The sequence below is a fragment of the Marinobacter mangrovi genome, from assembly GCF_016798325.1.
GTDB lineage: Bacteria > Pseudomonadota > Gammaproteobacteria > Pseudomonadales > Oleiphilaceae > Marinobacter_A > Marinobacter_A mangrovi.
Genome location: NZ_JAERVO010000002.1, coordinates 43,561 through 55,980, shown reverse-complemented (window position 1 = coordinate 55,980; position 12,420 = coordinate 43,561). Strand labels below are relative to the sequence as shown.

Sequence of the window (12,420 nt, the reverse complement as noted above, 5' to 3'; positions counted from 1 at the left end):
TAGTTCACGTTAAAGTCGCTCCTGCAGCGCCTCAATGAACCCATACAGATCCACCACCTTTTCCGATTCCGGGTTGGTGATCTTACCTTTCAAATCAGCGGTGATGACGCCATCGGCCACGGTGTCTTTCAAGGCCTGTTTGAGCCGGCCGGCGTAATCGGCCAGTTCCCGGTTGCCGTCCCGTTCGCCGAGGGTTTCCAGGGCGTTGCCCAGCGCGTAGATCAAGGCCGACGGGTTGAAATGGGCCTCTTTACCGCCGCTCTCCTGATACTTGATGTACAGGTCATGGGCGGTGCCGTGCGGCGCTTCGAACAGCATCGCGCCGTCCTTGCTTTCGATGATCGAGCTGGCCGTGGCCAGACTGCCGCCCAGGGCGGCGGAGATATCCGAGAAGATGTCTCCGTCCAGGTTCTGTGACGGATAGAGCGCGTTCCGGGGCGGGTCGGTGATCATCTTGATCAACTGGCGGGACGGCCGCATGATCATGAAGGACGGCGGCGGCGTGTCCTCTTTGGCCAGCTCCCGGCGGACCTCGGTGATGACCTCGCTGAAGACTTCGTCGTACTCCATGTATTCCCGCTTCAGGCCGAAGTAGACCTCCTTATCCTTGCGTGAGGCATCGCGGAACACCTGGCTGACCCAGTCCTTGATGGCTTCGCGGTCATTGGACATCAGCAGCATGGGATCGCCTTTCCTGACGTGCCGGGCGTGCCGCTCTTCACCGTCCACCACCACCTTGACGATGCCGTCTTCCCGGGCCGGCGCGTTGAAGCTGCCGTACTGGTCACCGCCGCCGGCACTCATGCGCGAAATCGACACGTGAACGTGACGGTCCGGAATGCCGTAGCGTTTGAGCTGATTCACCAACTTGAACAGCTTGCGCCCCGTGGTGTTGTCCGGCACGCCCCACAGGGCGCGTTCCGGCGGATTGGAGACGATCCGCGCCGCCTGGGCGTCAATCAGCTCGTAGTGGAACTCCAGACCGATGGCTTCCACCTTGTCCTGATACTCGTTCTTGTAGACATCCTCGATCGCAGAACGCATCGCCCCGTCATAGCCCGGGATTACCGTGTCTTTGAGACCCAGGTAAATGTCCCGCTTGTCGTCGATGGCATGCTGGAAAAACTGGCGGGCCCAGTCCCGGATATCGGCCATATCGTTGGTCGCCAGCAACAGCGGGTCGCCCTTGTTGATCTCCCGGCGATGCAATTCTTCAGGATCGCCGCTGCTGCCCACAAACATCAGCTTGATGATGCCGGTGGCGCGGGCGAGTTCGTTGAAACTGTCCTTGATGCCGCCGTTGTCCATGGTCATCACTTCGATGTCACGATCGATCCATTCAGGACGACGCACACGGAGATTGCGGAACTGGATGTCCTCCCGGGTGATGTTGCCGCCGATGCCCTTGCGGATGGCGCCGTTGGGGGACTTGGTCGCCAGCGGATCCAGGGCGTCGCCGTCAACGTCCGGGTATTTCTTGAGCAGGTCTTCCAGCTGGCTGCGGTTGACGGTAATCCCCGCGTTCTTGATGCCAACGCCGTATTCCTTGATCGCCTCGATGGCTTCGGTCACCGCCCGGCCGTTGGTGGCCAGCCGATTCTCGGCGGAGAGGTCGATTTCCTTGAGCTTGATGTCCAGCCTCGACGTCACGAACGTTTTCAGGAGTGCCTCGAAAGCCACCTGGGCCATCTCGTCGCCGTGGAGGATGACCAGCGGCGAATCCACCGGAATCTTATTGCCCATCGCGTTCTCCTTTCGCTTGTCCTGTGAGTCGATACATGGAAATCAAATAGGGATGCCTTTATTAACCCTATGCGTGATTGAGCGTGGGTCAAGGGGCACTCGGACTCAATCGCCAGCGTGCGAGGGTTTGCGCAGCAACCCCTCCGCAAGGGAGCGGAAAGCATCCACCACCTTTTCAAACACGGCTCGTGAATCATCGGCCGCGGCAATCCACAGCGCGGCATTGAGAGCGGCGCCGTTGAGCAGGCGGGCCGCGGCTTCGGCATCCACCGGTCGTACCGTGCCTTCTTCGATGAGCGCCTGGATCGTTTCCATGGTGGTGCGTAGGCAGGCGTTCTGGTTTGGCCATTGCGACGGGTCACCCAGCACCGCCGGCCCGTCCAGCAGCATGATGCGCTGGATCTCCGGCTCCAGGGCCATCTCCATATAAGCGATGCTTTCCTCCATGAAGCCCAGCCAGGCGCCGTCCGCCTTTTCACGTGCTGCGCGCATGCGCACCAGCATCTCCGCGTCCATCTGATCGATCACCGCCTGCAGCAAACCCTTCTTGTCGCCGAAGTTGTGGTAGAGCGCGCCCCGCGTGAGGCCGGCTGCGGCGGTCAGGTCATCCATGGAGGATGCCGCGTAACCCTTCGCTGCGAACGCCTTGCGGGCAGCCTGAATCAGTTTGGCCCGGGTTTCCTCGACCATCTGTGCGCGTTTTCTTGCAGCCATTCGTGCTCCTGTTGCGATCGCATACGCTTCGTATGCTAATTGACATACGCCGCGTATGTAAGATTATACTGACATACGCCTCGTATATTAATGACGATATCGAGGCAGTGAAAGCCCGAAAGGTCTCTGGTTATCCGCCGGCCGGCCTTTCAAACCATCCTCTTTGATCGGAACTGAAACCATGACTCAACGCGACGCCATCTTTCCCGCAGGGCGACAGGCCCTCTACGACATCAACCGCTACTCCGCAGCCATTCGTTCAGGCGACCTGCTGTTTGTCTCCGGCCAGGTCGGCAGCCTTGAGGACGGCTCGCCCGAGCCCGACTTCGAAAAGCAGGTTCAACTCGCCTTCGACAATCTGGCAGCCGTTCTCAAGGCCGCCGGATGCACCTTCGACGACATCGTCGACGTCACCACGTTCCACACCGACCCGGAAGCACAATGGAACGCCATCGACACCGTCCGGCAGAGAGTGTTCGGCGAACCGCCCTACACCAATTGGACGGCGGTCGGCGTGAACTGGCTGGCCGGCTTTGATTTCGAGATCAAGGTCATCGCCCGCATTCCGGCCGCAGCGTGACGCATTGGCGGCCCGGCAAGGCCAGGCAGGCGCCAGCGCAGCTCACTTCGTCCGGGCCGCCATCGTCAGCACCCATCGCAAACGGAACAGGAGGCATCCAAGTGAACGTCTTTATCATCGGTATCAATGGCGGCGTCGGCCGCCTGCTTTCGCGTCAGCTGCAAGAACGGGGAGATGGCGTCTATGGGCTGGTCCGCCAGCGGGAGCAGCAGGCCGAACTGGAAATAGAAGGATTGACCACCGCCGTGTGCGACCTGTCGATTATAACGGTGAACGAACTCGCAGCAGCCTTTGACAATATGGACGCGATTGTCTTCAGCGCGGGTTCGAACGGTGGCAGCCGGGAAACCACAAAGGCGATTGACGGCGACGGCATCGAGAAGGCCATCAAGGCGACCCGCATCGCCGGCGTCGACCGCTTCCTTTCGGTATCTGTGCTACCTGAATCCTGGCGGGAACGGACACTGGGCGACGACGTGGAGTACTACTTCGCCATCAAGAAAAGGGCGGATGTGATACTCAGCCGGAGCGATCTGGACTGGGTGATCCTGCGACCATCCATGCTGACCGATGAACCGGGCTCAGGCACTGTCTCCCTCGGTCCGGCGGAGCATCACGACCAGATTGCCCGCGAAGACGTGGCCCGCACGCTAGCAGAGCTGATCCACGAATCCCGGATCAGCCGGCAGATTCTGGAGCTCAATGCCGGTTCGATGCCGATCAGCGCGGCGGTTCGGGCGAATATTCGTGCCGATGCCTGACGGGCGGAAATCCCGGTGTCCACACCAACCGGGATTTCCGGGTAACGTCAGAGTCGCGTCATGGCCCGATCACTGCAGGTTCAATTCGTAGACGCGCTCGTCGTTGGCGTTAACCTCCAGGAAAGTCGCGTTCGGGGCCTTATCCGCCACAAAGTTGAGGGCCCGGTTGGTATTGGGCACCCGGAAGATCGGCTTGACCGACGTTCCGCTGCTGATGGTAGCGAACGACCAGTTGCCGTCGGCCGTCGGCGTCACCGGACTGTTGTTGCGGATGTAGTCCGCCAGGATGGTGCGGTTGGCATCGGGCGAATTGATGACGATGTGGTCGCTGCCCGTGCCGGGGAAGACCCCGCCGTTGGCACGGTAGTTGTTGGTGGCGACAATGAATTCCTGATCCGACGTTACCGCCGCACCCTGGTATTGCAGGTTCTGGATGCGATGGGCGCCGTCGTTGATGACGTTGCAGTCCCGGTCGTCCCGGGGTGGTTGGGTCACGTCGATCTCGTAGGTCACGCCGTCGATCACGTCGAAGTTGTACGTGGGAAAGCCGGTGTAATTGACCAGTTCCTGGGGGGCGCTGCTGCCGGTGTCAATCTGGTAGAACTGGGAGGCCGAACATTCCAGCCAGCCCTTCAGCTCGTCACCGGTGACCTTCACCGCCACCAGGGTGTTGGGGTAAAGGTACAGATCCGCCGCGTTGCGCAGGGTCAGCTCGCCCGCGGGCACGGTGGTAAAGCTGCCTTCGTCGCTGCAATCGCCGTTGCGGTCACAGGCCTTGAAAGGTGCCGCCGCCGACAGTACCGGCAAGTCCTGCAGGTTGACGTCCCCCTGAATCAGATCCTCCACATAGGCCTTTTGGGCGTCGCTCACGATCTGGATCGAGGGATCGTCCTTCACCAGCGCCAGGAAGCTGAACATATCGTCCGTCGAGGAACCGATTGGCGTGCTCATGTAATCCAGAGTCGCCTGATGGTCACTCGCGACCGCGGCGGTGATCGTGCTGTCCGCTTCCACCACCGATTGGCCATCCACCATCACCGGACGTGCCGCCACCTGACTGTCGGTGATCGTCCAGGCATCGTCGCCCGCACGGTAGTCCAGTGTCAGGTCGATGACGCCCAGATGGTCGCCCCAATAACCCGGCATGACCGCGGGCACGCCCTTGATGGTGCCCTTGTCGACATCCACGTCCGGGGTGTCCGCAAAGGTGTCGGACGGGAACACCAGGTGGCTGTGACCCATCATGATCACATCGATGCCCGGCACGTCCGCCAGGTACCAGCTGCTGTTCTCGGTCTTGGCGGCGGGATCATAGGGCTTGGTGCTGATGCCCGAATGGGCGATCGCCACCACCACGTCGGCGCCTTCGGCCTTCATCTGCGGGACATAGCGCTCCGCCATGGCCCGGATGTCCTTGGTGATGACGTGACCCTGCAGGTTGGACTTGTCCCACTGCATGATCTGGGGCGGCACGAAGCCGATAAAGCCGATCGTCAGCTCATGCACATTGCCGTCGCGATCCTGGACCGTTTTATCGACCAGCTTGTAGGGGCTGAAATACGGCTCGTCGTTGTCCGGATTGTCATCGCCATCGTCCTTGAAGATATTGGCGCTGATGTACGGGAAGTCGGCGTCGTTGACGCTTTCGGCCAGGTAGTCGAGACCGTAGTTGAACTCATGGTTGCCGTAGTTGGCGACGGTGTAGTCCAGCAGGTTCATCGCCTTGTAGACCGGATGCACTTCGCCCGGCGCCAGCCCCGCGGCCTGACGCCAGTCGCCCATCGGGCTCCCCTGGATCAGGTCGCCGTTATCCACGAGCACGTAGTTGCCGGGCTCGCTCAGCTCGGCCCTGGCCTGACGGATCAGGCTGGCCGTGCGGACCAGTCCGATCTGGGGATCCGGCACGTCGCTGTAGTAGTTGTAGTCCATCACGTTGGAATGGATATCCGTCGTCTCCATCAACCGCAGGTCGACGGTGGCCTCGCTGGCCGTACTGTCATCATCGGAATTGCACCCGCTCAGCAAAGCGGCGCCGGCCATCACGCAGAGGGGCAGGATTCGGACAAAGTGACGCATTCAAGTTCCTTCTTATGCTGGTTTCAGGGTTGAGAGAGGCCTGCTCACGATCGGCACTCAAGGGCACCCGCTGGGCAACGTCAGTTGGGTGACCGATTCCACGCTGGGCGTGCTCATGTACTCGTCGCGCTGGCCGTCCACTTCCAGCACCTGACCGATCACTCCGGGGTTATTGGCCGGGCTGTAGTAGGCGCGTTGGTCGGCTTCCAGCTTGACGTAGATCGATGTGGAACCGTCCAGGTCAGCCAGTTCCAGGGCGTAAGGGTCGTTGATGCCCTGCACCACGGTGCCGATCACAGTCAGGGGCGTGCCGATTGAGCTGGCGTAGGCGGTACTGACCGACACCGCATCGGCGGATCCGCAGTCGGCGGTCGAACCACCACCGCTGCTCACCAGCTGCATGTCCGTGACGTTTTCCACGCTGGGCTCGGACATATAGTCGTCCCGCGTTCCGGAGACCTGCAGGGTCTGGCCCACCAGCGACGGATCGTTCTGGGGACTGAAGGTGTCCCGGTACTGGCTGTCCAGCTTGACGTAGAGGGTGGCGGACGCGTCCTGCGGATCGGCGATCTCCAGTGCGTACTCTCCGTTGATCGCCTGAGTGATGGTGCCGGTGACGGTCACGTCCGTGCCATTGGGCTGGGCCAGTGCGGCACTGACGCTGATGGCGTCGCCGCCCGGCGTGGTGCTGCCGCCCCCGGCCGGATTGGCCGCCCCGTAGGCACCGTCGGCGAAGGTGGCGGCATCCCATGGGTTATAGCCGCCGGAAGGCGTGCTCCAGGCCTGGCCGCCGTCCGGATCGCTCTGCTCCTCGCTGGCCATGGGGTTGGGTGTGGCGTCACCGGCCGGATGGGCACTGCTGTCGAAGTGGGTGTAGCTTTCCGGCTGGGCCAGCCAGTTCACCAGATTGACGGCGAGGACGGCGGCATTACCGGCGTCGGTCCAGCCGGGATAGGTGGACTTGGTGGAACCGGAGTCCTGTCGCAGATAGAGCGGCGAGTCGTCCTCGATGGGACTGGAATCCCCGATGAAAGCCGCCTTACCGGCGCCAGCTTTGGAAATGGCCACATAAGGCCCTTCATCCCGGCCGCCAAAATAAACACCGGAATCCACCGCATGGCTCCAGCGGGCCGGGCTGTCTGCATTGGAGAAATAGACCAGCCCCTTGGCCCGGGACGGATCGGTGATCGCCAGCGTGGCGCCACCGGCCATCAGGATCGGATCAACGCCCTGGGTAATCCCCTCCCCCTGACCGCTGCCAACGATGCCGCTGACGCCGGAGAGCCAATCGATGGCATTGAAGCGGAAACGCAGACCGAAGGTCTGGGCCAGCCAGCCGGCGCCGGCCTGTCCCGGATTGCGCAGGTCGCCATAGGCGCCGCCGATATTGAACTGGCTCAGGGTCGCGCGGTTATAGCCGTTGAAGACTTCCGTACTGTCCCAGGTGTTGAGGTTGCGGTCGGCGTTGTAGTGGTCGGCGATAAAAAACACGCCTTTCCCGCTGGCCACAAAATCCGCCAGCGCCGACTGCTCGGCCTGGGTAAACGGTCGATTGCTCTCGGCCAGCACCAGTACGTCCGCCGCGCTGATACCGGCAGCCGTGATGACCGCCTCGTTGGCGCTGGTGGCGGCGTTGCCCGGTGCCGTGTAGTCATCCACAAACTGGATCACGCCGTCGCCATTCTTGTCGACGCCACGATACTCCTGCACCGTGTAACCCTCGGCCACCAGGGCATCGGCAAAGTCGGAGAACCCACCGTTGATGACCCAGTCGGCGTTACCTTCGGTGCCGCCGTGGGACACGTCAAACATCACCACTTTGCCGTTGCTGTTACCAGCCGCTGGCGTTTTGAGGGGAGCCGGGTAATTCCAGGTGTAGGGCGTCGCCAGGACACTGGCGGAGAGGAGGGTGAGAGCGAGAGCAAACAGCGGGCGAAATCGGATCCATCCGGTCATGACATTCTCCAAGGGGGCGCAGAAAAAACGCCTCCACTCTGGAACACTCACATGACCGAATGATGGCCCTCAGTTGACCTTTTAATGACGTTCCTGTGTCAATGCCGGCCTCCTTTCAGGCCGCCGGATGGCAGCCGCCGGGGGAAGAATCAGTGATCTTTCCAGTCCGGCTTGCGCTTATCCAGAAACGCACAGATGCCCTCCTGGGCGTCGTGGGCCTGCATGTTGTCTGCCATCACGGTGGCGGTGTATGCATAGGCCTCGGCCAAAGGCATTTCCAGCTGCCGGTAGAACGCTTCCTTTCCGATTTTCAGCGTGTGGCCGGATTTGTCGGCAATCGTCCGAGCCATTTTGTGCACCGTGTCGTCCAGGACCTGCTCGTCCACCGCCCGGTTCACCAGACCGATGTCCTCGGCCCGCGCGGCGCTGATCATTTCCCCCGTGAGCAGCATCTCCATGGCGTGCTTGCGGGACACGTTCCGGGACAACGCCACCATCGGCGTGGAGCAGAACAGCCCGATGTTGACGCCGGGCGTCGCAAAGCGCGCGGTATCAGCGGCCACCGCCAGATCACAGCTGGCCACCAACTGGCAGCCCGCGGCCGTCGCCACGCCCACCACCCGGGCAATGACCGGCTTCGGTAACGACACGATCTGCTGCATCACTTTGCTGCACTGGTTGAACAGGGCCAGCTGGAAATCCGGGTTATCAAATTGCTCCCGGATTTCGCCCAGGTCATGCCCAGCGCAAAACGTCGGCCCCTGTGCGGCCAGGATGACGACTCGGGTCGACGCGTCACCCGCAATGGCGTCCAGTTCGACCGACAGGGCTTCAAGCATGGCCATCGACAAACTGTTGCGACGCTGCGGGTGGTTCAGGGTGAGCGTCGTGATTCCTTCTTCGGTCACTCGGCTCACCAGCGATTCCTGTCCTGACATGCGGATTACCCTCCTCCCGACGATGGCCGGATGTCATGTACGCGCTGATTCAGTATCGAACAGGTGATCCGGACTGTCGAACCCCGGGCCGTACCTCGCGCCCTCCCGATTTTCGATACCGCACTCGCCCCAACCGGGCCATTTTGCGCTAAGGTAGCAACCCCAACACCCCATACAGGAGATGCGTTATGGCTGCCCCATCACTCAAAGAGCAGTTGGCCAGCGCCGTCAAGGACGCGATGCGTAGCAAGGATAAGGATCGACTGACGACCCTGCGTATGGCCCAGGCTGCGGTCAAACAGATCGAGATCGATGAACGCCGCGATCTGGGCGATGACGAAGTGCTGAAGGTGCTGGACAAGATGTTGAAGCAGCGCCGCGATGCGGCCAGTCAGTACGACGACGCCGGCCGCCCGGAACTGGCCGACAAGGAGCGGGCGGAGATGGTCATCATTGAGGAATTCATGCCCGCCGCACTCACCGAGGACGAGCTGGACGGCCTCATCCGCCAGGCGATCAGCACAACCGATGCCCAGGGCATGGCCGACATGGGCAAGGTGATGAACGAACTGCGCCCGCAAGTGCTGGGACGCGTGGAAATGGGCCACCTGAGCAAGAAGGTCCGGGCGGCTCTGGCCGGATAACCCATCGCGCTGCCGTGACGATCTTGAACCGCAACTCCGGATCAGGAGATTCACGCTTCGACAGGCTTGCCGATGAGCGCCTGGCATCGCCGGGGCGCTCACGGATAATGCCTATTAAATAAGATTGGCAATTATCGAAACAACGGCGTAGAGTGCATCGGGTAGAAACGATAGAGCAAAGCATTTCAGAATAAGACGTTACATTGTCGTAGTGAGTCGTGCACCGTCCTGTTTTTGATTCCGCGCGTTTTTAGTTTCCGCACAACGCCGATCGGGCATCCTGTCGATGCGCCGAAGGCACTCTAAATTTTTGCATACAGGATTGATTATTATGTCGACCACTAACGGTACCGTTAAGTTCTTCAACGAAACCAAAGGCTTTGGCTTCATCACCCGCGAAGACGGCCCGGACGTTTTCGTTCACTACAGCGCCATTCAGGGCGGCGGTTTCAAGACCCTGGCCGAAGGCCAAGCGGTTGAGTTCACCGTGACCCAGGGCCAGAAAGGCCCGCAAGCGGAAAACGTGGTTGCTGTCTGATTAGCCACCACCCGCTCAAAAAAAGGCAGCTTCGGCTGCCTTTTTTATTGCCGTTGACCCGTCCTGAATACACGCCGACCGGCACCTTTTAACTGTCTTTTTTGACCCAGGCCCTTGAAGCGGCCAATTCATCTCAATCCAGATCCCCACTGCCCGCCAACTGCGCTACGCTGAAAGAGATTCTTGGCTTCAGGGAGGACATCCCGATGTTTGGGAATCGCCGGTCCCATTGGGTCGCGATCGGTCTGTTACTGTCCGCCAGTATGGCCAGCCTCTGGCTACGCCCACTCCTTCCCGTCGATGAAACGCGTTACCTGTCTGTCGCGTGGGAAATGTGGCAGAAAGGCGACTTTATCCTGCCCACCCTCAATGGCGATCCTTACACGCACAAGCCCCCGCTGCTGTTCTGGCTGATCCACGCGGAGTGGGCCGTGCTGGGTGTCAACGCCTATGCACCGCGCCTGATTTCTCTCGGGTGTGCGCTGGTTTCCCTGCCACTGGTCTCGAACCTGGCCACCAACCTGTGGCCGGAGCGTCCGATTATCAGGAACTATGCGCCTTTAATACTGGCCAGCTTCCTGTGTTGGCTGGTGTACAGCACGACGCTCATGTTCGACGTGTTGTTGGGCGTGTTTGCCTTGGCCGCCATCGCGGCAGGTGTCAGGGCGTCGCTTTCGGGACGCATCGCCTGGTTTGCAGTTTGCGGGATCATGTTGGGTGCCGGCTTGTTGACCAAAGGTCCGGCGATCCTGCTGAGCACATTGCCGGTCCTGCTGCTGATGCCATGGTGGCGCCGCTCGGAGAACCGGCTGCCGCTGGACCGCTGGTACGCCGGCCTGGCACTGGCCGTCGTCACCGGAGCCGCCATCATGCTGGCCTGGGTTTATCCGGCCATCCTGCGGGGCGGACCAACCTTCTCCCATGAACTGATCTGGAAGCAGACGGCAGGTCGAATCGCCGAGTCGTTTGCCCATGCCCATCCCTGGTATTGGTACTTGGTGCTGCTACCGCTGCTCCTTTTCCCGTGGGGCGTGCTGGTTTGGGAGAAGGCCTGGCGCGGACGACTCTGGCGCGACCCGGGAGAGCGTTTCTGCGTCGCCTGGTTTGGCGTTTCCCTGATAGCGTTTTCACTGATCAGCGGCAAGCAGGTCCATTACCTGATCCCCACCCTGCCCGCCATCGCGCTCTGGCTCGCGGCACGGTATGCCGACCGCCCCATCACCCGCGTGAGCGAGGTATCTCTGGGAGGCATTTCAATTCTGGCAGGCCTGGCGCTGCTGTTCACACCGGAATGGTGCGAACTGAGTGGCGTCGAAGAGGTCTGCACAAGTTCCCCGCGCGTAGGCGCCCTGCTCCCCCTGGCCATCGGTTTCGTCCTGCTGCGTGCCCGACCGGACGCCGGACCACGGATGGCCTGGATCGCCATCACATCGGGTGCTCTGTTTCTGGGCCTGCTGATGAATTTTGTGACCATCTTCCGGCTACAGGATGTCCAGCCTCTCGCCCAGCGGATCAAGGCGCTCCAGGACCAGGGCGTCATCGTCGTCAATGTGGACAAATACCACGACCAGTACCAGTTCGCCGGACGGCTGGAAAAGCCACTCCTGGAAATCCGGGAACCCACACTCGACTCGTGGGCTGCGGAGCATCCTGAAGCCTGCCTGATTTTCTACGCTCGAAGCACCGACAGCCCATTGGCCCAAATCGCCACCGAGATATACCCCTATCGCGGCAAACAGGCGTTGATGGTCACGGCGGAAGACTGGCTGGCCTACAAGCGGCGCCGCAAACAGCCAATACAGATGACGCATCAGGATTAGCCCCGTCGTCCTGAGCCATCCCCGTCCGTGTGGCCCAACCTGGAGATTCCGAATACGCGCGCGATCATATGCATAAGGTCAATAAATGTTCTCGGCCCTGTCGATCCTCGGCGTCACCGCTCGACAACCTGTAAAACCCAGCCCCATCACAGGAGACTGACATCATGAATCACGCCAGGAATACAATCTGCCTCTGGTACAACGGCGACGCCGAAGAGGCCGCACGCTTCTATGCGGAGACTTTTCCCGATTCATCGGTTGATGCCGTACACCTCGCCCCGGGTGACTATCCGGCGGGCGCAGAAGGCAACGTGCTGACCGTCGAATTCACGGTGATGGGCATTCCCTGCCTCGGACTCAATGGCGGTGCTGCGTTCAAGCACAGCGAAGCTTTTTCATTCCAGGTGGCCACCGCCGATCAGGAGGAAACCGACCGCTACTGGAACGCCATCGTGGGCAACGGCGGCCAGGCGAGCGCTTGTGGTTGGTGCAAGGACAAATGGGGGCTCTCCTGGCAGATTACACCAATGGCGCTGACAGAAGCCGTCACGGACCCGGATCGCGCTGCCGCCAAGCGGGCGTTCGAGGCCATGATGCAGATGGGAAAGATTGACATAGCAGCGATTGAGGCGGCGCGGCGGGGCTGATGC

General features: G+C 61.1%; 11 protein-coding genes. 6 read left to right on the top strand and 5 right to left on the bottom strand.

Annotated elements, in window-relative coordinates; all coding sequences use genetic code 11:
- Positions 1 to 9 precede the first annotated feature (9 nt).
- Together JL474_RS06250 and JL474_RS06245 are read right to left on the bottom strand one after the other, a co-directional pair.
- Positions 10 to 1,743 carry an isocitrate/isopropylmalate family dehydrogenase gene (locus tag JL474_RS06250; protein ID WP_203141368.1) on the bottom strand — a complete coding sequence of 578 codons (1,734 nt, stop codon included), beginning with the start codon at positions 1,741 to 1,743 and terminating at the stop codon, positions 10 to 12.
- A gap of 105 nt (positions 1,744 to 1,848) precedes the next feature.
- Entirely contained in the window at positions 1,849 to 2,457 is a 609-nt protein-coding gene (locus JL474_RS06245) for a TetR/AcrR family transcriptional regulator (protein ID WP_123636663.1), read from the bottom strand.
- Between the two features lie 181 nt (positions 2,458 to 2,638).
- On the opposite strand from JL474_RS06245, the gene JL474_RS06240 reads away from it, so the two are divergent.
- Together JL474_RS06240 and JL474_RS06235 are read left to right on the top strand one after the other, a co-directional pair.
- Positions 2,639 to 3,037, top strand: coding sequence for a RidA family protein (locus tag JL474_RS06240; RefSeq protein WP_203141367.1), 399 nt, complete (start codon positions 2,639 to 2,641; stop codon positions 3,035 to 3,037).
- Positions 3,038 to 3,138: 101 nt separating this feature from the next.
- Complete coding sequence (locus tag JL474_RS06235; RefSeq protein WP_203141366.1) at positions 3,139 to 3,798, top strand: NAD(P)H-binding protein; 660 nt, start codon at positions 3,139 to 3,141, stop codon at positions 3,796 to 3,798.
- A gap of 69 nt (positions 3,799 to 3,867) precedes the next feature.
- On the opposite strand, the gene JL474_RS06230 is transcribed toward JL474_RS06235, so the two are convergent.
- The 3 genes from JL474_RS06230 to JL474_RS06220 form a co-directional block, all read right to left on the bottom strand.
- Complete coding sequence (locus JL474_RS06230; protein WP_203141365.1) at positions 3,868 to 5,874, bottom strand: bifunctional 2',3'-cyclic-nucleotide 2'-phosphodiesterase/3'-nucleotidase; 2,007 nt, start codon at positions 5,872 to 5,874, stop codon at positions 3,868 to 3,870.
- Positions 5,875 to 5,931: 57 nt separating this feature from the next.
- Positions 5,932 to 7,830, bottom strand: coding sequence for a DUF6359 domain-containing protein (locus JL474_RS06225; RefSeq protein ID WP_203141364.1), 1,899 nt, complete (start codon positions 7,828 to 7,830; stop codon positions 5,932 to 5,934).
- A 149-nt stretch (positions 7,831 to 7,979) separates the two neighbouring features.
- On the bottom strand, positions 7,980 to 8,768 hold the full coding sequence (locus JL474_RS06220; protein WP_203141363.1) for an enoyl-CoA hydratase: 789 nt from the start codon (positions 8,766 to 8,768) through the stop codon (positions 7,980 to 7,982).
- 188 nt (positions 8,769 to 8,956) lie between these two features.
- On the opposite strand from JL474_RS06220, the gene JL474_RS06215 reads away from it, so the two are divergent.
- The 4 genes from JL474_RS06215 to JL474_RS06200 all read left to right on the top strand — a co-directional run bounded on the left by JL474_RS06215 (position 8,957) and on the right by JL474_RS06200 (position 12,417).
- Complete coding sequence (locus tag JL474_RS06215; RefSeq protein ID WP_123636657.1) at positions 8,957 to 9,412, top strand: GatB/YqeY domain-containing protein; 456 nt, start codon at positions 8,957 to 8,959, stop codon at positions 9,410 to 9,412.
- A 331-nt stretch (positions 9,413 to 9,743) separates the two neighbouring features.
- The gene (locus JL474_RS06210; RefSeq protein WP_203141362.1) at positions 9,744 to 9,950 is read left to right on the top strand and encodes a cold-shock protein; all 207 of its coding nucleotides are present in this window, start codon (positions 9,744 to 9,746) and stop codon (positions 9,948 to 9,950) included.
- A gap of 206 nt (positions 9,951 to 10,156) precedes the next feature.
- Positions 10,157 to 11,770 (top strand): ArnT family glycosyltransferase, encoded by a 1,614-nt coding sequence (locus JL474_RS06205; RefSeq protein WP_203141361.1) that lies wholly within the window; start codon positions 10,157 to 10,159, stop codon positions 11,768 to 11,770.
- Between the two features lie 164 nt (positions 11,771 to 11,934).
- Positions 11,935 to 12,417, top strand: coding sequence for a VOC family protein (locus JL474_RS06200; RefSeq protein WP_203141360.1), 483 nt, complete (start codon positions 11,935 to 11,937; stop codon positions 12,415 to 12,417).
- Positions 12,418 to 12,420: the final 3 nt, after the last annotated feature.